This is a genomic window from Candidatus Phycosocius spiralis (assembly GCF_030158815.1).
Classification (GTDB): Bacteria; Pseudomonadota; Alphaproteobacteria; order Caulobacterales; family Aquidulcibacteraceae; genus Aquidulcibacter; species Aquidulcibacter spiralis.
Map to the genome: position 1 here is coordinate 92,458 of NZ_BPFZ01000003.1, position 20,629 is coordinate 113,086.

The window sequence follows — 20,629 nt, forward strand, 5'->3', positions numbered from 1 at the left end:
CCATTTCAGAGAAACCTAAGCGCCCATTCACCTACCATCACCCTCCCAGATTTTTGGCATCTAGAAAGGCATGTTTGCGTCTAGATCTACTGTTGACAATCAATCAGCATTGAAGGTGAACGTGTTCCATTTACATTTGCCATCCACTGTCTCTAGGTTCTCCATCCTTCAGGCATGATTGTTAAGAACACGTAACGTGCCACTTCATGATTCCACTTAATGCAAGACCTGGGGCCGGTCACAATCTGGTTCAAACACCATATGCGCCACGCCTAGCAACTTTGCGGTGTCGATGAGAATTTCTAGCTCACTCACCCAGCCATCGGGCCTATCGGCGATTGGTAGACAGGCCTTAATCGTGATATCGCTCCAGCCCTGACGGCCTAAGGTTTCAACTACAAGACGGCCAGCGTCTAGGCCGTCATGGGTGACATAATCGTTCATCAAGCCAAGTTCGGTGAGCCGATCACAATCACAAATACACAGCATGGCATAGCGGGCACCCTTGCTAAATCGATGACTAAACCCATCGCATAAGGCAGTTCCAACCAAAACGAATTGTCCCGTAAAAACACACATGGGCGTATAACCGCAATAAAGATGCCAGCTTGGCAGCAAAATCGTGCCGTACATAGGCCCGTTTCCCTCCTTGGAATTGCCTGATTCACCTGTGATTAACCCTAATCAGGCAGGACAGAACGAGCTTAGAGCGCGAAGGGATTTTGAGTGGCACGGCGTGGGGGAAGTAAGGCAAGTCGGTCGAATGGTGGCTCCCGTCGTGGTGGCTATCCCGATGATGCGCCACAACCCAGAAGGCGCGCCCGCGCCCGTGTGCCGCACCCAGCACCCCGTCGTGGTCGCGGCTTTGTTGGAACTCTATTCTATTGGGCCGCTGTCCTAGTATTATGGATAGGGATCGGCAGCGTCGGCATTTTCATCTGGGTGGCGTCCGACTTACCCGATCCAGAGGGATTGTGGAAAAAGACCGACCGACCTTCCATCACCTATATCGATATTCGGGGCCAGGTGGTGGACAGAAGGGGTGCCCCTGATTCGCCGCCCATCGATCTTAAAAGCCTCCCCCCCTATGTACCCAAAGCGGTTTTGGCGATTGAAGACCGTAAATTTTACCGCCACTGGGGCTTTGATTTTGAAGGCTTGGCAAGGGCCTTTTATGTCAATGCGCGTGCAGGTCGGGTTGTTCAAGGAGGTTCCACCCTCACCCAACAATTGGCAAAAAATTTATTTTTATCATCCGAGCAATCCATAAAACGAAAAGCCCAAGAGCTTTTGTTATCGGTGTGGCTTGAGAGCCGTTTTACAAAGGATGAAATCCTCTCGCTCTATTTAGCACGTGTGTATTTTGGTTCAGGTGCTTATGGTTTAGATGAAGCCGCACGCAGGTATTTTGACAAAACACCGCAAAAACTCACCATTTCTGAGGCGGCTTTACTCGCGGGTCTTCTCAAAGCCCCATCCAGATTTAACCCAGTATCAAGCGCGCAGCGCGCCGAAGATCGCGCCACCGTGGTGTTGGATGTAATGGAGGCGCAAAAAGTAATCAGCCGCGAGCAACGCTTACAAGCGGTGAAAGAGCCTTTACGCTTTGTGCCAATATCGCGCGGTGGGGGGGCCGCGTATTTCCTCGATTGGATTGCCGGCGATGTTGGTGCCATCGTGGGTGAACCTGAAGAAGATATCATCGTTGAAACCACTTTGGACATGCGGGCCCAGACCAATGCGGAAAGTGCAATTGCGCAAGAGCTTAACCAAAACGCGAAACCCCTTAAAATGAGCCAAGGGGCATTGGTGGCCTTTGCAGGCGATGGCGGCGTGCGCGCCATGGTGGGCGGGCGCAATTATCAAGAGAGCGAGTTTAACCGCGTTACAGACGCCAAGCGCCAACCGGGCTCTGCCTTTAAGCCGTTCGTCTATCTAGCAGCGATGGAACGCGGTGAGACCCCTTATTCGGTGCGCGTGGATGCACCTATCAAAGTGGGCCAATGGGCACCCCAAAATTATGATGGCACCTTCCGTGGTGCCATGCCGCTGATCGGTGCTTTTGCGCGCTCGATCAACACAATTGCCGTCGGCTTGGGCGAAGAAGTAGGCCGCGATAACGTTATTCGTGCCGCGCGTCGTTTGGGCATTCGTTCGCGCCTCGATCCCCAATCCACGCTCGCTTTAGGGACCGAGGTCTTAACCCCGCTAGAATTGACAGCAGCCTATGTCCCCTTCGCCAACGGTGGCATGGCGATCACACCCTACGGCTTTAAGCGTATCCGCACACGCTCTGGCCGCATTTTGTGGGAACGCCCTTCGCCTGCGCCACGCCGGGTGATCGAAGATGGGCCCTTACGCAATATGAACTTGATGCTGGCCCAGGTCGTCTCTGCAGGGACTGCACGTGCCGCCCAATTGCCCGATCGACCCGTTGGGGGAAAAACGGGCACCACCAGCGATTACCGCGACGCTTGGTTTATCGGTTTCACCGGCGGTTATGTCGCCGGGGTTTGGGTTGGCAATGACAATTTTGGCATTCAAACCAATAAGGTGACGGGTGGCTCTGCCCCAGCACGCATCTGGAAAGCCTTCATGGTACCCACGATGAAGGGGGTTGCCGCGCGTGGCTTTGCCTTGCCACTGACACCACCACCAGATCCAAATGCCATAGCTGAGCCCACCGACGACAATGTGGAGACCTTGCCGGTTGACCCGGTCGATAATGTTGCTGAAGTCGCAGCGCCAACCGGCAATGACGGCGCACCGCCCACGCCTAGCCCGAACCCGGGTGCTCCTAAATCTGGTCCAGAGACCCGCACTTTGGATGAAATTGTCAAGGATGTGCAAGCTAAATCCAATGAGGCCAGTGGTCCACCCCGCTAAGCTACCAAGCAATGCAGTTAAACTTATCGTTATGATTCCTTAGCGTTGTGACGTTTTCAGCATTTTGGCGTTTTTAGCGTTAGGCGTTGGCAGACAATCACTTATGTGCAAATTAATCTATACTGAGTGATTGATATTGGAGGTTGATTGATGATTGTGAAAACTTTATTCGCATCTATAGCGCTTTATTCTTTCCTGATCACATCTGCCTATGCGCAATCTTTACCCAAAATGGGGACCATGTTGCAGGCTTCCAAATTGGATAAGCCAAGTGCAACCCTTCAGTTTGTGACTAAAAGTGTGAATGAGGATCAGGCAGTTTTTGAGAATGTTGTAATCAGAAACAAGTATAGCAAAAAAATAAGTGCCAGTTTTGGCACATTGGTCTTAGAACGTATGCCCCAAACTGGGTCAAAAACTGACCAAGCGCTGTTTAGCCTAACGCTTAAAAATGGTGTGTTGCGCAATCAGGACGGCACAAATACCACAATCAAACACATTGAAGTGAAGGGCCTCACCCAAAAGTCAAACTTCAAGACCTTGGTCAGCTGGATGTTTGATGGAAACGTCGCAGACGCATCTAACAATCTCTCACATCTCGATTTTCAAGGTGATATACGTATTTCTAAAGTCGTGACGCAGCCAACGGGGCCAAAGAGTGCGGCGTTTGGCGTCAACATTGGCGAAGTCAACCTACTTGGCGTCCATCTTAGTCAAGGTGACCTAAAGGCCAGTTCATTGGCGGTGATCAATGTTGAAATCGAGGATGCTGACCTTTTAGTCCGAATTGGCAAGATTTACGTGACTGAATTGAAAAACAAAAATTGGCTCATCCATAAAAAACCCCATCATATCCAGATGGGAGACCCTGAATACAATGATTTAAACATGGGTTCGTTGGTGATCGGTGAGCTCAACGTTGATGTTAAACCCCAAACAACGAAGGATCAAGATAGAAAACTGTTCGCCTCGGTTGATCGTATTGAGGCGGCTAATTGGACGGATAAGAACATTGGACAATTTGGTATTTCGGGTTTGAAAGCCAAAATAGGCAGCTTTGATAAGCCCATTGATGTGAGCCTTGAATCTTTCAGCATGCGGGATATCAACCTTCCCTATTTTTCGTCATTTGGTGAAGCAATCGCCAACGAACTGCCAAACATGGCACCCAAGTCTAACGGTCTCTCTACGCACTTGGATCAGGCCGAGTTACACTTGCTATCGTCTACACCAAAAGCAGTTGCGCCTTCTGCTTCGACCGCAGCACCAAGCCAAAGGTTAAAAGACCTTTTGCCCGGCGGTCCTTTGGACGTGGGAATCAGTGGCATGAGCCTGTCAAATCTAGCCGTTGACGTCACAGGGTTTAAATTCACAATCGATAAGATCAATAGTAAGCAAGGTCGTAATAGCGCAGGGATCATTACATCATCTCAACTTGACCCGATGACGATGAAACTCACTTTTCCCGAGGCAATGTTCTTAAATGAACCCAATGGTCCTACAGCCCTTTTCATGCCCTTGATTGCCGACGGAATTGAATTGGTCTTAAACTACAATGCCACATATGAACCAACCACAGATGTGATGAGTGTTTCACAAGCCGGCTATGAGTTTAAAGGATGGGCTAGGATCAATCTGGCCCTAGCTTTGGATGGTTTGTCACACTATTTTCAAGAGCAAACCGTCCAAACGGCTGCTCAAACTATGCTTGCTGCCTTAAGAAGCAGCCAAGCACCACAAAGTGACACAAAACCCAATAATACTGATGTATTACCGATGCTCAAAAGTGCGTTGGCTCCTTTTCAAAGCATACGCTTACTGAACGGCAGGCTGGAGCTTATCGATCAAGGCGGGATAGACAAAGTAGCCGGATTGTTTGCTGCAATGATACCAACTGCAGAGGGTACAACAAGCAGGACAATTGAGAAAAATACACGGGTGATCAAGCAGGTGCGTCAATCTTGGGCCATCCCTCTGCACGAAAGAGCAGATCAGAAGGATAGGCCTGAGGTGGAGCGGATTTTCATGCATGCTCTGGCACGCTGGCTTGAAGTGGGAGGAGTTATGACCGCTGTCTTGCAGCCCCCAGAACCTGTTACCCTACCTAGTCTGGTCGAACCCTACGACTTGACCAAAAGGCTGGGCATGACCTTTACCAATCAGCTTCCGGCCAAAAACTGACGTTCATGCTTGGCGTCAAAATAGGTGCGGATGAATTGTTTTTGCCGGGGATAGATTTCGCTCTTGAACCGGCGGCCATTAAACACGCCGTAATGGCCCACACCTTCTTGGACATAGTCATAATGCATATCCGCTGGTATGCCGGTGCAGATGTCATGTGCGGCTTGGGTCTGGCCGATGCCTGATATATCGTCGTTTTCGCCTTCAATCGTCATTAAAGCGACCGTATTGATCAGTTCCGGCTTCACCAAGCGGCCTTTGACCCTCAAAATGCCGCGCGGGAGATGATATTCCTGAAACACCTTTTTGATCGTGTCGAGGTAAAACTCTTCTGATAAATCGAGCACAGAAAGATATTCATCATAGAATTCGCGGTGTTTTTCAGTTTCATCACCATCACCCGCAACCAAATGATTAAAGAAATCTCGGTGTGCATCAACATGGCGGGTGAGGTTCATGGACATAAAGGACGTGAGCTGAACAAAACCCGGATAGACCCGACGGAAAGCACCTGGAAAAATCGGTGGTACGGTCTGAATCATTTTGGATTCAAACCAAGTGAAGGGTTTGTCTTCTGCCAGTTTATTGGTGACTGTGGGCGAACAGCGCGCATCAATGGGTGAACCCATAAAGGCCATAGTGGCAGGCAGAGCGGGGTCATTATCTTCTGCCATCAAGGCTATTGCCGCCAATACGGGTGGGCCGGGCTGACACACCGCCACCACATGCGCCTTCGGCCCAATTACCCCCAGCATAGTGCGAATATGTTCGATATAATCATCCAAATCAAAGCGCCCATCGGCGATCGGGACATCGCGCGCATCGTGCCAATCCGTGATATAGACGTCATGGTCTTGCATGAAGGCCTGTACGGTCCCCCGTAACAAGGTTGCAAAATGGCCCGATAAGGGTGCCGCGATCAATACACGAGGTTCTACCCAATTGGCACCACGCGCTTGATGCATAGCCCCATCATCGCGTTTAAACCGCACTAAAGAACACCATGGCGATGACCAAACCACTTGTTGGGTCACGGGGACATTGATGCCGTTAACGATCGTCGCATCAATACGCCATTGCGGCTTTTCATAGCGTCGCGTCATGGCTTCAAAGAGGTCAGACGCCGCCGATAAATTGCGGCCAAACGGGGTTGCAGCAATGGGATTGAGCGGATTTGCTAGCCAATTTCGCTGTAGATTGACGACCACCCGCCATGGCATCAGGGCCGCGCGCTGTATCTCAACCATGGAATAAAGCATCTGTGCCCCCTCGAAGGCGTGCCCAAAGCACGCGGACAGTATAATCCTTGCACGCCAACTATGAAGATTTGGCAACCAAACGTCGCAGTAATCCCCTCCTCATCGGTTTATAGACCCTGTTTTGAGATTGCCGCGATACAGATACCCATATCTTTGGGGTCAGGGTCGCTGGAAAAAAAAGTGGCCAATTTGCCTTTGCTGTCCATCAAGTAAAAGATCGAGGTGTGATCAATCACATAATCTTCCGGCTTTGCCCCTTCAGGCACTGATTTCCTGTAACCCACCTTAAACGCCTTAGCAGCGGCGGCAATTTGTTCGTTTGTACCCGTCAGGCCTTGCAAGGAAGCCGGGAAACCAGCTGAGGCAACATAAGCTTTAAGCACAGCAGGTGTATCACGCTCTGGGTCAAGACTGATAAGAATGGGTTGAATCGCTTCGGATTTAGAGCCTGGCACTGCTTTGGCCACATCCAAGGCTTGGGTCATGGTTTGAAGGGAAAGCGGGCAAATGTCAGGGCAAGAAGTAAAGCCAAAATAGATTAAAGCAGGCTTGCCTTGAAAGGACTTTTCGGTAACCGCCACATTGTCTTGATTGACCAAGCTAAGCGGGCCGCCAATCTCCCCAAAAGCACGCGCGTTACACCCTTTTGGTAAGCTTGCTTCAGCTGCTTTCTGCGCCAGATTGCGTTGCACAAAGGCCCCGCCCAACACCACAAGGCCAATGACCAACGCTACAAATGCAATCAGGCGGGGCAAAGGGCTGGATTTCGAGGCGGGTGGTTGCTCAGACGAAGTAGACATGAAGCGCGATCCACCATGGAATGGCCGCCATGACAAGCATAAATGGGCAGCTTTACCTGCGGCGCTTTGTCTTAGACACATTGCGTAATCAGTAAGGCGCATTAAAGGCGGTGACGCTTTCATCACGGAGTGGCGCCATGGTTCAGATCGGTTTTGTGCTTTTCCCAAACGTCACCCAATTGGACTTTACCGGCCCATTACAGGTCCTGCACCGCTTGCCAGACTCCCAAGTTCATATCATCAGCCATACGTTAGAGCCGGTGCCCAGTGATTGCGGGCTATCCTTGGTGCCGACCATGACGTTTGAGGACTGCCCACCACTCGATCTCATCTGTGTGCCCGGCGGCTTTGGGGTGGAGCAAGCGATGGTAGACCCTGTCTTGATTGGGTTCTTAAAGCAGCAGGCAAAAACCGCCCGCTATATCACCAGTGTTTGCACGGGTGCATTTGTGTTGGGAGCAGCGGGTCTGTTGAAGGGCATAAAGGCGACGACCCATTGGGCTTATCACGCGCTATTGGCCGATGTAGGGGCGATCCCAACTCAAGGGCGCGTGGTTCGTGACGGGCCTATTTTTACAGGCGGCGGGGTAACCGCTGGGATTGATTTTGCCTTGACCATCGTGGCTGAAATCGCCAGCCAAGCCACTGCCCAAAGCATCCAATTGGCCATTGAATATGATCCTGCACCACCCTTTGTCGGTGGTTCGCCCCAAACTGCACTAGAGCCTATCTTAGGGCGGATCTCAAGCTTTTATGCCAAGCGCAATTTGGATTTTGGTCCAGCGGTGATAAAGGCGTTCGAGCGTTTTGGTGCTTAAAGGCGCAAAGCCCTTACCGCAGCATGGCGTGCAAAACTTAAAGTAACCGCTTTGCGCCGCGCCGGGGCCAAGTCAAAGCGGGGCGCACGGCGCACAATCTCCGCTCCAAATGCATCCCCCACAATCAGGCCGGGGGCTTGATCGGGTGTGGCGGGGATTAGATCGATGGGAAAATCAGGTGCGACCGCAAAATAAAAGAGATCACAATAAGGCGCATATTCGGGCCATTTGGCATCGGTGCGAAAATCCTCCACCCCCGATTTGACCTCCACAATCACCAATTCACCCTTGGGGCTTAGGCCGCAAATATCGGCCCGACGGTTATTGGCCAGCTTAAATTCCCAGATGGGCGCATAGCCCGCATGGATCAAACAGCGCGTGGCACCTTGGCGCACCGCCACCGTCACATCTGGCCGCGCCAGCGTGCTTTGGGCGACGGGGGTTTCAAGAACAGCCTCTTGAATAAGCGATAATTCGGGCATGGATGGCTCAAGCATCAGCCATCATGTTCCATCTATGTTCTTTTGTCGAGAGGGGGTTTTACAAAAAGCCCTAACGCAACAGAGATTGCTTTTACCACCGCCTGTAAATTCCTGCGGACTACAAGTCGGCCTAGATGGGCCTAGGCAACTAAAGCACTTTCTAGATTTGCCAAGTTTGGTTACTTACCCATACATTCCTTGAATATATGTAAGAGATTTATCAGAGTTTGTTCAATCTATTCATAATCATACCACTCACAAATGCTGAAATTCCTATCGTTGCAAAGAAGCCAAAAGAGCCAAAACCAAATGTGAGGCCGCCGGCAAAGTTCACAGCTACTCCAATCAAGATAACAATAATATAGACAATCCACCATTTAAGTGTGGTCATGATGTTATCAGAGCACCACTAGCTCCCGCTGCAAGGTTAACCCCAACTCCCCATACAATACGGGCAAGCGTAGAGGTCAATGTAGCATCAACACTAACTCCCAGAGCTCCCATTCCAGCACCCAAAGCCCCAGCAACAAACGCTACGGTCCATTCTTGTGGCGTAATTGTCCCGTCTGAATATGCCATCAACAGAGCACCGCCAACAGCTTGCAACGCACCTTGGACTGCACCACTTAATCCTGGCGGTTGGAGCCGAAAAATCACTTCTTCAAAACATCCGTCTTCCAGGTTCAGTTGCATGCCCATTATACGGGCTTGATTTTCGATTGCGGAATTGAATTGAGCCTGCTGGGTCCAGAACTGCTGCCACATAAATATTGTTAAATCATCTCTTCTATGGGCAGTGACAATGACAGTCTCGCCGCCGCTGACAAACTCCAACTCCTCAATTGTTAATTCACGCATATAGCAATCTCCCCGTGAAATTGAATGATAGTTCAGAGGAATTTCAGCGACTTTTTATCTTAGGTGGAATGGTTTAGAATAATCTCTAAAATCTGTCAAGAATGCTTATTGGGCAAAAGATTTGCTCGAAGTGATTAGGCTTTTAGAACGTCAGAAGTTACTTCTTTCCCGTTTTGGTTCCAGGCCAAGGCTGCACATCCAGTTTTGTCCAATGCTGGGCTTTTGTGGTGGGTTTCCCATCAGGGCCTAAGCCTTGAAAATAGGACTTTTGCCATTTGTCTTTGCGGGCTTGTGACCCAGGAACATCGAGAGCCTTATTAAAAGCGTTACGGCTTGCCTGCCACGCCTCATAGGAAGGCTTAAGATCAGCTTCGGTCTCATAGGGGGCATATTCTGGAGTGATTTGTTCAATGGCGGATAAATTGACCGGGAAGATATGGGCGAAGGGCTCACCTTTGTAAAAGCGCACAGGGTGATAGGCCCTCGTCATCACCCAATTCATGGTAAAAGAATAATGAGACCAGTCGGTCTCGATAATGCCAGATAGGGCATAAATTCCATCTTTTGGATGGTTCATTGGCCCAGTTGTCATCAATTGTGTACCTGGCTCCGTGCGAAAGATTTGGTTGACGTGGAAAGTCAAGACACCATTACCGAAATGGCTAGTCGGATGGGGCCACCCTTCCTCTAAAATATCAACCACTATGGCATCAGCGCTTTTACCCCCGTCCCATGTAGCTTCAAATGTGCAGGGGCACAGCATTTCCCAGCCATATTGATTGGCGATATTGAGAGGCAAACACCGATAAGCAAAGCGATCAGACGTTTGGTCCATCCAAGGCCGCTGGGCCGGGCCGGGGCGCAATTGAGTGGGCGGAAAGCCCAAAGTGTAAGAAATCAGTTTCATGGTTTAAATTCAATCTCGGTTCACATCCATTTCCAGATGAGCTGGCCTAATCGGGGTTTAATGACAACTTCCTAGGGGTTACAACTGTGAAAGCATATGCAGCTCATAGCCAAAAAGCATGGACCTGCCTAGACATGCTCACTATCTGAAGCTGGAATATGAAAGCCTCTCTAACCTGTCGGAGGCTATTGGAGTCGCTGATGACTAACCCTGCCACGATTGTGACCGTTGGATCTGACGCTGGCGCTGTTCAAATCGGGAACCATCTACCAATCAGTTTTTTTTGTGGGCCGTGCGCGATGGAAAGTCGCGAACACGCGCTTGAAACCGCTCATTGGCTCAAAGAAACTTACACAAGGCTTGGCGTTGGCTTGGTTTATAAATCCAGCTTCGATAAGGCCAATCGCTCCAGCCTCACAGGTGCCCGTGGCTTTGGCTTGGATAAGGCTATGGCCGTGTTTGAGGAAATTCAATCCAAGCTTGGTTTGCCTGTGATCACCGATGTACACACCGAAGAGCAATGCAGACTTGTTGGCCAAGTGGTTGATGTGTTGCAGATACCGGCCTTTTTATGCCGTCAGACGGATTTGTTGATCGCAGCCGCCCAGACTGGTAAAGCCATCAATATCAAAAAAGGTCAGTTTTTAGCCCCTTGGGACATGAAACACGTGATCGCCAAGGTAACGGGTTCGGGTAATCCAAATGTTCTTGTTACCGAACGCGGTGCCAGTTTTGGTTATAATACGTTAGTCACTGATTTTCGTGGTCTGCCCATTATGGCGGCCTTTGGCGCGCCTGTGGTGTTTGACGCCACCCATTCGGTCCAACAACCAGGGGGTCGGGGCGATTCTTCCGGTGGAGATCGTACCATGGTCAAATACCTGGCGCGCGCGGCTGCGGCAGTTGGCGTTGCAGCGATCTTTATGGAAAGCCATCCTGATCCCGATAAAGCCCCCTCAGACGGACCCAATATGGTCCCCTTTGCAGAGTTGGAAGCAGTTTTAGCCAGCATCATCGCCCATGATAAAATTACCAAAGGCTATTAAGCGGTTCACCGCAGACCAAGACCTTATCGCTTCACTTAAACATCTGAAGCCGCCGAAAAGTTGAGCTGAGTCTGGTTACCTCTAAGGAGCCTCTCCCAACTCAAACCAAAGTTACTTTTGTGGCGCTTTATCCCTTCCAGGAATGGGCAAGGCACTGTGAAGCCCACAACCATTATCAATCCATAAATCACCCATCCAAGGCCTACATAGCAAATCGGGCAGTGGTGCAAGCTTAAAAAATTCATCATATCGGTGAAGCCAAAACCGCCTTGCCCGATCGGGCGACACCAAGCGCCAAAGAATGCATCTGGCCCAGATAGGCTTGGACAAAGCCAAGTCAGGACTGCACCCAAACCCATCAAGAAAAAGCCAAGCAGGCGATCTTGCTTGCCTTTATCAGAAAAAAAACCAACGGGATTGATTTGCGTTTTTGGCCGAACCATGTGCGCCTTTCCCTTTCTTTTAGTGCTCCAGTGCACCTATACGCTTTTAATTTGAAATTGATAAGGGCTATCGACAATTGAGGCTAGTTTATGCGACATATAACCACACTTTTTTTGTGGGAATTTGTTAAATAGGATTTGTATCGATACGCAGGATAATAAGCTGCGGAGAGGGAGGCGGGAACAACACCATGAATCAGGTTTCAATTCACCCCAAAGCGCCTGTGCGCATTGATATCATCTTTGTTGGTGTCCTCTCATTTCTGGTTGCGCTTTGGGCTTTATTTGCGACTTCACGCGCGGATGATTTCGGGATGGTCGTCCATGGGTGGATTTTACTGTTGGCTGGCGTGATTGGTGCTTTTACTTTGGTGTTTAACAGTGCAGGTAATGGCCTTTCCTACGATGCGAAAACCTATAGCGACGCGATCATCCGTTACGGCGTAATCGCCTCTACAATTTGGGGCATTGTCGGCATGTTGGTTGGCGTGGTCATTGCCTTACAACTGGCGTTTCCTGAGTTGCTTTATTTCAAAGATTTTGGATTTTTGAATTTTGGCCGTTTGAGACCCGTGCATACTTCCGCCGTGATTTTTGCATTCGGCGGCAATGTCCTGATTGCAACGAGCTTTTATGTGGTCCAGCGCACGTGTCGTGCAAGGCTTTTTGGCGGGATTTTGCCCTGGTTTGTGTTTTGGGGTTATCAACTCTTCATCGTTTTGGCGGCGATCGGTTATGTGTTAGGCGTTACGTCAGGACAAGAATATGCAGAGCCAACTTGGCATGTTGATCTGTGGCTGACCATCGTCTGGGTCGCTTATCTCTTGGTGTTTCTTGGGACCTTGTGGAAGCGCAAAGAGCCCCATATTTACGTGGCCAATTGGTTTTATCTCGCCTGTATCGTTACCATTGCTATGTTGCATTTGGTTAATAATGCGGCAGTACCAACATCGCTTTTCGCCTCTTCTGCGTACCCCTTGTTTGGTGGGGTTCAAAATGCGCTGACCCAATGGTGGTATGGCCATAATGCGGTGGGCTTTTTCCTGACTGCCGGTTTCTTGGCGATCATGTATTATTTCATACCCAAGCAAGTGAACCGTCCGGTCTATTCCTATCAATTATCGATCGTGCACTTTTGGGCTTTGATCTTCATCTATATTTGGGCAGGCCCCCATCACCTCCATTACACGGCTTTGCCGCAATGGGCACAAACTTTGGGCATGGTGTTCTCAATCATGCTTTGGATGCCAAGCTGGGGTGGTATGATCAATGGTTTGATGACGCTTTCTGGTGCGTGGGACAAATTGCGCACGGATCCGGTTTTGCGTATGTTTGTTGCCTCATTGGCATTTTATGGCATGAGCACGTTTGAAGGCCCTGTGATGTCGGTGCGGGCCGTCAACTCACTTTCCCATTACACCGATTGGACCATCGGGCATGTCCATTCAGGCGCTTTGGGTTGGGTGGGTCTGGTTTCATTTGGAGCACTTTATGCTCTAACGCCATGGCTGTGGAAACGTAAACGCTTATATTCGCTCAAGCTGGTGGAGATGCACTTCTGGCTCTCAACCATCGGGATTTTATTTTACATTTCTTCTATGTGGGTTTCAGGCATCCAGCAAGGTTTGATGTGGCGTGATTATAATGAATATGGCTTTTTGACTTATTCCTTTGTGGAAACTGTGAAAGCGATGCATTTGCCCTATGTGGTGCGCGCCATTGGGGGTCTCCTCTATTTGATCGGCACTTGCATAATGGCATTCAATCTTTGGATGACGATCAAAGGTGCGGTGGCAAAAAAAGAGCCTCTCATTCTATCGCCATCCAATCCTAACCTTGTTCCGGCTGAGTAGGGGCGCAGATCATGATTTTCAAACGTCATCAGTTGATTGAACGCAATTCTCTCTTCATGCTGTTGGGCATTTTGGTGGTAGTCTCTATCGGGGGTATCGTGCAAATCGCGCCTTTGTTCCGGGTTGAGCAAACCATTGAGAAAGTCGATGGCGTGCGGCCCTATACACCTTTGGAATTGGCCGGGCGCGGCATCTATATCCGCGAAGGCTGCTATACGTGTCACAGCCAGATGATCCGCCCCTTGCGCGATGAGATTGAGCGATATGGTCATTATAGTTTAGCGGCCGAAAGCATGTATGATCATCCGTTTCAATGGGGCTCCAAGCGCACCGGCCCAGATCTTGCCCGGGTTGGGGGTAAATATTCTGACGCTTGGCATGTTCAACATTTGATCAATCCCCGCTCAGTTGTTCCAGAATCTATTATGCCGCCCTACGCCTTCTTAGAAGGTCGCCCGATCGGGATTAAGGATAAGATCGATAAACATATCATTGCCAATGTGCGCGTTGGCGTCCCATATACCCAAGCCGAGATCGACAATGCCAAAGTCGATCTTATCGCCCAAGCCGACCCCACTGCTGACAGCGAAGGCTTACAACAGCGCTATGGTGGGAAGGTCAATGTCCGCGACTTTGACGGCGACCCTACTCAAGTCACCGAAATGGATGCTTTGGTTGCCTATCTTCAAGTGCTTGGAACCATGGTTGATTTCAATACTTATGAGCCTGAAAAAGCTCAAAACTTAAGGTGAGGGATCAAAATGACCTATGAGCAATTGTCAGCTTTTGCCCAAACATCTGGTATGATTTACTTCATCGCGATTTTTTTGGCGGTCTGCCTCTATGTGTTCTGGCCCACCAATCGGCCAAAATTTGACAAAGCCGCTCGCATGCCGCTTGAAAATGAGGACATTGGTCATGACTAAGCCAACCAGCAATGACGCACAAGCCAAGGACACGGTCAGTGAAGTCGAGACGACCGGTCACAATTGGGACGGTATTACAGAGCTGAACAATCCGCTGCCACGGTGGTGGGTCTTAACCTTTTACGGGACGATCATTTGGGCGATTGGCTATTGTATTTTAATGCCTGCTTGGCCAACGATAACAGGCCATACCAAGGGACTTTTAGGTGCATCTGATCGCCATGATGTTGGGGTTGCGGTGCGCGCACTAGAGGCCTCTCGCGCACCCATGTTGACTAAACTCCACGCTACCCCGTTACAAAATGTTGCGGCCGATAAAGAGCTTTCCCAATTTGCCCAAGAGGCTGGCCGGGTCATTTTCGCGCAGAATTGTTCAACCTGTCATGGTGCTGGGGGGCAAGGGGCGAAAGGCTATCCCAGCTTGGTCGATGATGTATGGCTTTGGGATGGGTCACTTCAAGGCATCCGCACGACCTTGGAATACGGTATTCGTACCGACCATCCCAACACGCGCTTTAATCAAATGCCTGCTTATGGGCGCGACAAATTGTTGGAGCCAGCACAAATAAGGGATGTCACCAATTATGTCCTAAGCTTGGCTTCTATGCCCTCAGATCAAGCGGCTGCGGCGCGTGGTGCAGCTATCTACACCACCAATTGTGTGGCTTGCCATGGACCAGATGGCAAGGGTGATATGACGCTTGGTGCCCCTAATCTGACCGACAAGGAATGGCTATATGGCGGCACGCCTGTAGAGATAGAGCAGCAAATTTATCTGGGCCGTGGCGGGGTAATGCCGACTATGTCACAACGCCTTGATCCCGCGAGTTTGGATGCCGTGACGATCTATGTGCATTCCTTAGGAGGCGGCACCTAATCGCTCAATCCTGAGCTTGAAAGAAGATCATGCAAGCCCCATCCACAATCGGATTAACGACAAGAGATGAAACCACCGCAGGTGAAGCGGGCCATGGCATCATGCGCTCAGATGCTGTGGCAGTTAATGGCGCCAGTCAGCGTGAACTTTACGAAAAGCGCCAACAAATCTATCCAAAAGCAGTTCACGGCTTTTGGCGCAACACCAAATGGGCACTGCTCGCGATTTTTTTGGGTATTTATTATGTAGTGCCTTTCTTGCGCTGGGAGAGGCCTGGCCATGCACCCGATCAGTTCTTATTGTTCGATTTTGCGGGGCGCCGCTTCTATTTGGGGCCGATCGAGATCTGGCCGCAAGAGCTATATTATGTCACTGGGCTTTTAATCCTTGGCGCGATTGGCCTGTTTCTGGCTTCAGCGCTTTTTGGGCGGGTTTGGTGCGGTTTTGCCTGCCCACAAACGGTTTGGACCGATCTATTTATCGCTGTCGAGTACTTTTTTGAAGGGGACCGCAACCAGCGTATTCGTCTCGACAAACAAGCTTGGGATTTCAACAAGGCGTGGCGCAAGATTGGCAAGCATTTGATTTGGCTCGTAATTTCGCTGGCCACTGGTGGCTGGTTTGTTGCCTTTTTCCATGACGCACCGACTTTATTCACCAATTTTTTCCAGCTTAAAGCGCCCCTAACAGCTTATGTATTCGCCAGTCTTTTAACGGCCACCACCTATATTTTTGCTGGCACCTTACGTGAACAAATCTGCACCTATATGTGCCCATGGCCGCGCATTCAGGCAGCAATGCTGGATCAAGATGCCCTATCTGTGACCTATCGCTATGACCGTGGCGATCCACGCGGCCCCCATAAAAAGGGGGACACTTGGGAAGGCCGTGGCGATTGCATTGATTGCCGCCAATGTGTTGCTGCTTGCCCGGCTGGTATTGATATTCGCGACGGTCTTCAAATTGAGTGCATCAATTGCGCCTTATGTATTGATGCCTGCGATGAGATTATGGTTAAGGTTGAGCGACCAAAGGGCTTAATTGCTTTTGACACCATCCAAAACATCGAACGCCGCCAAGCTGGGGAAAAGCCACGTTTTGTCATTATACGTGGGCGTACTTTGTTTTACGGGGCATTATTTGTCGCTATTTCAGGGCTTATGTTGTCAGGCCTATTCTTACGCTCAAATCTCGACGTGAGTGTTCAGCGCGACCGGGCCCCCTTGTTTGTACCCTTATCAACTGGCCATGTCCGCAATGCCTATACCCTTAAAATTCTCAATAAGGCCAATGAAACTCGTGAACTAGAAATCAGTTTTGAGGGAGTCAAGTATGGATTATTGGAAGCCAATGAAATCCCGGTCAAAGATAACAAAATTGTGGTGCAGGCCGGGCCAGACCGCGTCACTCAGGTTCGCCTCTTCCTCAGTGCTGACCCTGAAAAACAAGATGATCGGTCAAGCCATATGGAGTTTAACGTGAGAGCCATCCTTGATGGGGAAACCGCCCATGCTAAAACCGTTTTTATCAGCGCCGACCAATCTAAGAACCGCGATGATCGCGATGAAGACTAAGACGCACCCATTGCCACAGCCTTTTTTACTTACCGGCTGGCACGTTCTGGCCATGTTTGGTGGCTTTTTTGCCGTCATGCTGGCGGTCAATATCTTGTTTGTGGTTTTAGCCCTCAAGACTTTTTCGGGTGAGACCGATCATGCCTATATCAATGGCCTGAAGTTTAACGAGACCCTGGCCGCCAAAGCACGTCAGGCAGAATTGGGCTGGAAAATGACTTTGGGTCTAGAGCGCCCCACAGGCGGTGGGGCTGTGCTGGAAGCCCGTCTAACAGATAAGTCTGGGGCGCCCCTTATTGGCGCGGCGATGGCGGGTAGCATCGGGCGGCCCACCGACGCCAAGGAAGATAGAGCACTCAAATTTATTGAGACTGCACCCGGCGTGTATCGGGCCGTGATTGATCAATTGGCACCGGGGCGGTGGCGCTTTGCTGCTTCTGCACAAATCGCTGGCGCGCCAAAGTTTGAAACGGAGACCACCCTATCTCTGCGCTGAACCACACTTTAGACCCCACTTTGGGATGTCCCTCCGGCTTGGAGCCGCCGTCGCCCGTAAGCTCGGCAGCAGACCCGCGCGCCTTTGTGCAGGAGGGACCGGGGGGAAAACTAACCATCGACCTTTTGGTGCGTGGCGCGCGATGTGCAGGTTGTCTGCGCAAAATTGAAAATGGCGTCACTGATTTGCCGGGCGTTTCTGCTGCTAGGCTTAATCTTTCCACGGGGCGTCTTTGTGTGAGCTGGACGCAAGACAGGATCGATCCACGCACGATTGTTCAGCGCGTCATCGACCTTGGTTATAGCGCCCAACCCTTTGATCAAGGTGAAGGTCATAGCCAGATGGATCATGAGGGCCGCCAGCTTTTAATATGTATGGCCGTCGCTGCTTTTGCCGTGATGAACATCATGATGTTTTCGGTGCCAATATGGTCTGCCCATGCCAATGGCGAGATGGAGTTAGGCACACGCACCATGTTCCATTGGATTTCAGCGGGGATTGCGCTGCCAGCGGCGGCCTATGCTGGCCTGCCCTTCTTCAAGAGTGCGTGGGCAGCGCTTTCCAAAGGGCGCGCCAATATGGATGTGCCGATTTCCTTAGGCGTGCTCTTGGCATCGTGCCTATCGGTTTATGAGACGGCGCGCGGTGGCGAGCATGCCTATTTTGATGCCGTTGCGATGCTCTTATTCTTTTTACTGATCGGACGTTATCTCGATCACGCGTTGCGCCAAAAAGCCCGCCAAGCCGCCCGCGATCTTTTGGCACTTCAAGCTGTGACCGCAGCGCGCCTCAATCAAGATGGCAGCACCACCAGTGTGGCAGTGGGTGAGGTTTGCCCTGGTGACCGCCTGATTATCCTGCCCGGTGACCGAATCCCGGTTGATGGCGTGATCCACGATGGCCTCTCAGAAGGGGATTTATCTTTGCTGACTGGGGAAACCGCCCCGGTTGTTTTGGGGGTCGGTCACTTTATTCGTGCAGGGGCGCTAAATCTGTCGGGCCGCCTCATTTTGGAAGCGACAGCCCGCAGTGATGATAGCTTTTTGGCCGAAATCGCCCGCCTAGTGGACATGGGGGAGCAGTCGAAGAGCATTTATGTCCGTTGGGCCGATCAGGCAGCGCGGTATTATGTGCCCGTGGTGCATAGTGCCGCCTTTTTAACCTGTGTGGTTTGGCTCTTGTTGGGGGCAGAGCCACGGGTGGCCATCCTTAATGCCTGTGCCGTCTTGATCATTACCTGCCCTTGCGCGTTGGGCTTGGCAGTTCCTGCGGTTCAGGTTGTGGCCTCTGGAAGGCTCTTTAAACAAGGCATTCTTTTAAAGTCTGGCGACGCGCTTGAACGTTTGGCGCAAGTCGATTGCGTGGTGTTTGATAAAACCGGGGTTTTGACAACTGGCCAGCCCCATTTACTGAATTATGACCAATTACCTGCCGGCGCATTGGAACAAGCCGCCTTATTGGCGCGCGGTTCACGCCACCCCTTGGCCCGCTCCATCGCGCGCGCCGCGGGGCCGGGGGGCGTGGCCTCTGATATCGTCGAAGTACCTGGTTGCGGGGTAGAGGCGACACTAGAAGGTCAAGCCGCCCGACTGGGTCGCGCCGACTGGATTGGGTTAGAGGCAGCAACATCACAGGAGACCGAGCTTTATTTCAAGTTTGGGGACAAACCCGCCATTCGCTTCGCCTTTGATGACACGCTACGCGCCGATTGCAAGGCCACCGTTGATCAGCTCAAGGCGATGGGTATACGGCAAATAGTATTGTCCGGCGACCGCGCTGGCGCGGTGCGAAGTGCCGCCCAAGCTGCGGGCCTTGAGGAATATTATTCTGAGCTATCGCCCTTTGAAAAGGCCAGCCATTTGGACCGTCTAAAAGCAGAAGGTATGAAAGTGCTGATGGTTGGCGACGGCCTCAATGATACCCCTGCCTTGGCTAAAGCTTTTGTTTCGATGGCACCTGGTAGTGCAGCCGATGCCAGCCAGTCTGCTGCTGATCTGGTGTTTCAGGGCGATCGCTTGGGCTGCGTCCAGGAAGCTCTTGTCATGGCCCAACGCAGTAAAGCGCGGGTTATGGAGAATTTCTGGTTTGCAGCATTCTATAATTTAATCGCCGCCCCGATTGCGATGCTGGGCCTGATCACACCCTTTATCGCCGCCATTGCGATGTCTTCATCCTCCATCTTCGTAACATTGAATGCGCTGCGACTTGCCTCTATGCCAAGAAAAAGGAATTGATATGGAAGGTATGTTTTTTCTCATACCCATCGCTTTATTCATGGGTTTCATTGGGCTTTTGGCCTTTCTGTGGAACCTCAAGCACAAGCAATATGACGATCCAAAAGGTGCGGCGATGCGCATCTTAAACGATGATGACTTCCCTTTGCCATGACCTTGCTTTTTGGAGGCACCCATGGACCAGTATGAGATTCAGATCGGGGAAAATCGGAGCCTCACGGTCGCCCGAGTAATGCCAGACGCCCATTGGCATTGGCTGGCGAAAGGTTGGGTTGATTTTAAGGCTACGTGGAGGTTCGGCCTATTGATCGGGATCGTCCCCGTGCTGAGCGCTTGGGTTATGGTGTTTGGCCTATGGTATTTAGACATGTTGGGCTTTATTCCTGCAGTTTGTGGCGGGTTTGCATTGGTGGGTCCGATCCTTGCGCTTGGATGTTATCAATTGTCGCGCAGCCATGAAGCCAGAGAGGCCATCGAACTGAACACACTGCTTAAGCCAAGGATTATTTCACCCGGGCAAGTCTCCATCATAGGCTTCGTCCTCATGTTGATCTTGGTCATCTGGGCACGACTTGCCAGCTTACTCTACGCCCTTGCCAGCAGTGCCCGTCAACCCGCACCGGCTATCGATTTCATCAACTTCGCTTTACAAACCCCCGAAGGTCTGACGATGGTGGTGGTCGGCACATTGATAGGTGCTGCTTTGGCGGCAATGGCTTATGTGGTGTCAGTGATTGCTATTCCTTTGACCTTTGATCGACAAGTGGACGCCCTCACGGCCATGTTGGTATCGGTCGTGGCGGTTTTACGCAACAAGGGGGCTATGATCTCGTTTGCATTTAACATTGCCATGCTGGTTGGGCTTTGTTTAATCACGGGCTTTATCGGCCTCATCATTGTGTTTCCTTGGCTTGGTTATGCAACGTGGCATTGCTACCGCACATTGATAACCCACATAGATACCTCAGAAAGCCATTGAGCTATAAGTC

The 20,629-nt window shown here is 50.9% G+C and carries 21 protein-coding genes; 13 read left to right on the forward strand and 8 right to left on the reverse strand.

Features of this window, described 5'->3' with window-relative positions:
- Positions 1-216: 216 nt before the first annotated feature.
- Positions 217-633 (reverse strand): hypothetical protein, encoded by a 417-nt coding sequence (locus PsB1_RS03540; protein WP_284359102.1) that lies wholly within the window; start codon positions 631-633, stop codon positions 217-219.
- Between the two features lie 93 nt (positions 634-726).
- On the opposite strand from PsB1_RS03540, the gene PsB1_RS03545 reads away from it, so the two are divergent.
- On the forward strand, positions 727-2,886 hold the full coding sequence (locus PsB1_RS03545; protein ID WP_284359103.1) for a transglycosylase domain-containing protein: 2,160 nt from the start codon (positions 727-729) through the stop codon (positions 2,884-2,886).
- 540 nt (positions 2,887-3,426) lie between these two features.
- A complete protein-coding gene (locus PsB1_RS03550) occupies positions 3,427-5,067 on the forward strand; it encodes an aq_1923 C-terminal domain (RefSeq protein WP_284359104.1) in 1,641 nt (546 codons plus the stop codon).
- Here PsB1_RS03550 and PsB1_RS03555 read toward each other — a convergent pair.
- On the reverse strand, positions 5,046-6,326 hold the full coding sequence (locus PsB1_RS03555; protein ID WP_284359105.1) for a polyhydroxyalkanoate depolymerase: 1,281 nt from the start codon (positions 6,324-6,326) through the stop codon (positions 5,046-5,048). The two genes, PsB1_RS03550 and PsB1_RS03555, sit on opposite strands and share 22 nt — an antisense overlap.
- Before the next feature lie 107 nt (positions 6,327-6,433).
- Entirely contained in the window at positions 6,434-7,126 is a 693-nt protein-coding gene (locus PsB1_RS03560) for an SCO family protein (protein ID WP_284359106.1), read from the reverse strand.
- A 137-nt stretch (positions 7,127-7,263) separates the two neighbouring features.
- Between PsB1_RS03560 and PsB1_RS03565 the strand changes: the two genes are divergently transcribed.
- Positions 7,264-7,944: a DJ-1/PfpI family protein gene (locus PsB1_RS03565; RefSeq protein ID WP_284359107.1), complete on the forward strand. Its 681-nt coding sequence runs from the start codon at positions 7,264-7,266 to the stop codon at positions 7,942-7,944.
- Here the strand turns inward: PsB1_RS03565 and PsB1_RS03570 are convergent.
- From PsB1_RS03570 to PsB1_RS03585, 4 genes are all read right to left on the reverse strand, one after another.
- Positions 7,941-8,441 carry an MmcB family DNA repair protein gene (locus tag PsB1_RS03570; RefSeq protein ID WP_284359108.1) on the reverse strand — a complete coding sequence of 167 codons (501 nt, stop codon included), beginning with the start codon at positions 8,439-8,441 and terminating at the stop codon, positions 7,941-7,943. The two genes, PsB1_RS03565 and PsB1_RS03570, sit on opposite strands and share 4 nt — an antisense overlap.
- 205 nt (positions 8,442-8,646) lie before the next feature.
- Positions 8,647-8,817 (reverse strand): hypothetical protein, encoded by a 171-nt coding sequence (locus PsB1_RS03575; protein WP_284359109.1) that lies wholly within the window; start codon positions 8,815-8,817, stop codon positions 8,647-8,649.
- Positions 8,814-9,284, reverse strand: coding sequence for a hypothetical protein (locus tag PsB1_RS03580; protein ID WP_284359110.1), 471 nt, complete (start codon positions 9,282-9,284; stop codon positions 8,814-8,816). Before PsB1_RS03580 ends, PsB1_RS03575 begins: the two co-directional genes overlap by 4 nt.
- 157 nt (positions 9,285-9,441) lie before the next feature.
- On the reverse strand, positions 9,442-10,191 hold the full coding sequence (locus PsB1_RS03585; protein ID WP_284359112.1) for a DUF6065 family protein: 750 nt from the start codon (positions 10,189-10,191) through the stop codon (positions 9,442-9,444).
- A gap of 200 nt (positions 10,192-10,391) precedes the next feature.
- Here PsB1_RS03585 and kdsA point away from each other — a divergent pair, with 200 nt between their 5' ends.
- Positions 10,392-11,237, forward strand: a complete 846-nt coding sequence (kdsA, locus tag PsB1_RS03590) for a 3-deoxy-8-phosphooctulonate synthase (protein ID WP_284359113.1) — start codon at positions 10,392-10,394, stop codon at positions 11,235-11,237.
- A gap of 35 nt (positions 11,238-11,272) precedes the next feature.
- Here kdsA and PsB1_RS03595 read toward each other — a convergent pair whose 3' ends face one another.
- Positions 11,273-11,680 carry a hypothetical protein gene (locus PsB1_RS03595; protein ID WP_284359114.1) on the reverse strand — a complete coding sequence of 136 codons (408 nt, stop codon included), beginning with the start codon at positions 11,678-11,680 and terminating at the stop codon, positions 11,273-11,275.
- Positions 11,681-11,871: 191 nt separating this feature from the next.
- Here PsB1_RS03595 and ccoN point away from each other — a divergent pair, with 191 nt between their 5' ends.
- Genes ccoN through PsB1_RS03640 form a run of 9 tightly spaced genes read left to right on the forward strand, consistent with a single transcriptional unit; the run spans position 11,872 to position 20,619 of the window.
- A complete protein-coding gene (gene ccoN / locus PsB1_RS03600) occupies positions 11,872-13,533 on the forward strand; it encodes a cytochrome-c oxidase, cbb3-type subunit I (protein ID WP_284359115.1) in 1,662 nt (553 codons plus the stop codon).
- Between the two features lie 8 nt (positions 13,534-13,541).
- Positions 13,542-14,285, forward strand: coding sequence for a cytochrome-c oxidase, cbb3-type subunit II (ccoO, locus tag PsB1_RS03605; RefSeq protein ID WP_284359248.1), 744 nt, complete (start codon positions 13,542-13,544; stop codon positions 14,283-14,285).
- 9 nt (positions 14,286-14,294) lie between these two features.
- A complete protein-coding gene (locus PsB1_RS03610) occupies positions 14,295-14,459 on the forward strand; it encodes a cbb3-type cytochrome c oxidase subunit 3 (protein WP_284359116.1) in 165 nt (54 codons plus the stop codon).
- Positions 14,452-15,336: a cytochrome-c oxidase, cbb3-type subunit III gene (gene ccoP, locus PsB1_RS03615; protein ID WP_284359117.1), complete on the forward strand. Its 885-nt coding sequence runs from the start codon at positions 14,452-14,454 to the stop codon at positions 15,334-15,336. The genes PsB1_RS03610 and ccoP overlap by 8 nt, the downstream gene beginning before the upstream one ends.
- Positions 15,337-15,365: 29 nt before the next feature.
- Positions 15,366-16,910 carry a cytochrome c oxidase accessory protein CcoG gene (gene ccoG / locus PsB1_RS03620; protein ID WP_284359119.1) on the forward strand — a complete coding sequence of 515 codons (1,545 nt, stop codon included), beginning with the start codon at positions 15,366-15,368 and terminating at the stop codon, positions 16,908-16,910.
- Complete coding sequence (locus PsB1_RS03625; protein WP_284359120.1) at positions 16,846-17,406, forward strand: FixH family protein; 561 nt, start codon at positions 16,846-16,848, stop codon at positions 17,404-17,406. Before ccoG ends, PsB1_RS03625 begins: the two co-directional genes overlap by 65 nt.
- A gap of 38 nt (positions 17,407-17,444) precedes the next feature.
- Positions 17,445-19,640, forward strand: a complete 2,196-nt coding sequence (locus PsB1_RS03630; RefSeq protein ID WP_284359121.1) for a heavy metal translocating P-type ATPase — start codon at positions 17,445-17,447, stop codon at positions 19,638-19,640.
- 1 nt (position 19,641) lies between these two features.
- Positions 19,642-19,794 (forward strand): cbb3-type cytochrome oxidase assembly protein CcoS, encoded by a 153-nt coding sequence (ccoS, locus tag PsB1_RS03635; protein WP_284359123.1) that lies wholly within the window; start codon positions 19,642-19,644, stop codon positions 19,792-19,794.
- 21 nt (positions 19,795-19,815) lie between these two features.
- Entirely contained in the window at positions 19,816-20,619 is an 804-nt protein-coding gene (locus tag PsB1_RS03640) for a DUF2189 domain-containing protein (protein WP_284359125.1), read from the forward strand.
- The last annotated feature ends 10 nt before the right edge of the window (positions 20,620-20,629 follow it).

Bases quoted from the DNA above. Each gene is read 5' to 3' on its own strand.
- PsB1_RS03540 (WP_284359102.1), bottom strand. From the start codon at position 633: ATGTACGGCACGATTTTGCTGCCAAGCTGGCATCTTTATTGCGGTTAT.
- PsB1_RS03555 (WP_284359105.1), bottom strand. From the start codon at position 6,326: ATGCTTTATTCCATGGTTGAGATACAGCGCGCGGCCCTGATGCCATGG.
- PsB1_RS03560 (WP_284359106.1), bottom strand. From the start codon at position 7,126: ATGTCTACTTCGTCTGAGCAACCACCCGCCTCGAAATCCAGCCCTTTG.
- PsB1_RS03565 (WP_284359107.1), top strand. From the start codon at position 7,264: ATGGTTCAGATCGGTTTTGTGCTTTTCCCAAACGTCACCCAATTGGAC.
- PsB1_RS03570 (WP_284359108.1), bottom strand. From the start codon at position 8,441: ATGCTTGAGCCATCCATGCCCGAATTATCGCTTATTCAAGAGGCTGTT.
- PsB1_RS03575 (WP_284359109.1), bottom strand. From the start codon at position 8,817: ATGACCACACTTAAATGGTGGATTGTCTATATTATTGTTATCTTGATT.
- PsB1_RS03580 (WP_284359110.1), bottom strand. From the start codon at position 9,284: ATGCGTGAATTAACAATTGAGGAGTTGGAGTTTGTCAGCGGCGGCGAG.
- PsB1_RS03585 (WP_284359112.1), bottom strand. From the start codon at position 10,191: ATGAAACTGATTTCTTACACTTTGGGCTTTCCGCCCACTCAATTGCGC.
- kdsA (WP_284359113.1), top strand. From the start codon at position 10,392: ATGACTAACCCTGCCACGATTGTGACCGTTGGATCTGACGCTGGCGCT.
- PsB1_RS03595 (WP_284359114.1), bottom strand. From the start codon at position 11,680: ATGGTTCGGCCAAAAACGCAAATCAATCCCGTTGGTTTTTTTTCTGAT.
- ccoN (WP_284359115.1), top strand. From the start codon at position 11,872: ATGAATCAGGTTTCAATTCACCCCAAAGCGCCTGTGCGCATTGATATC.
- PsB1_RS03610 (WP_284359116.1), top strand. From the start codon at position 14,295: ATGACCTATGAGCAATTGTCAGCTTTTGCCCAAACATCTGGTATGATT.
- ccoP (WP_284359117.1), top strand. From the start codon at position 14,452: ATGACTAAGCCAACCAGCAATGACGCACAAGCCAAGGACACGGTCAGT.
- ccoG (WP_284359119.1), top strand. From the start codon at position 15,366: ATGCAAGCCCCATCCACAATCGGATTAACGACAAGAGATGAAACCACC.
- PsB1_RS03625 (WP_284359120.1), top strand. From the start codon at position 16,846: ATGCTAAAACCGTTTTTATCAGCGCCGACCAATCTAAGAACCGCGATG.
- ccoS (WP_284359123.1), top strand. From the start codon at position 19,642: ATGGAAGGTATGTTTTTTCTCATACCCATCGCTTTATTCATGGGTTTC.
- PsB1_RS03640 (WP_284359125.1), top strand. From the start codon at position 19,816: ATGGACCAGTATGAGATTCAGATCGGGGAAAATCGGAGCCTCACGGTC.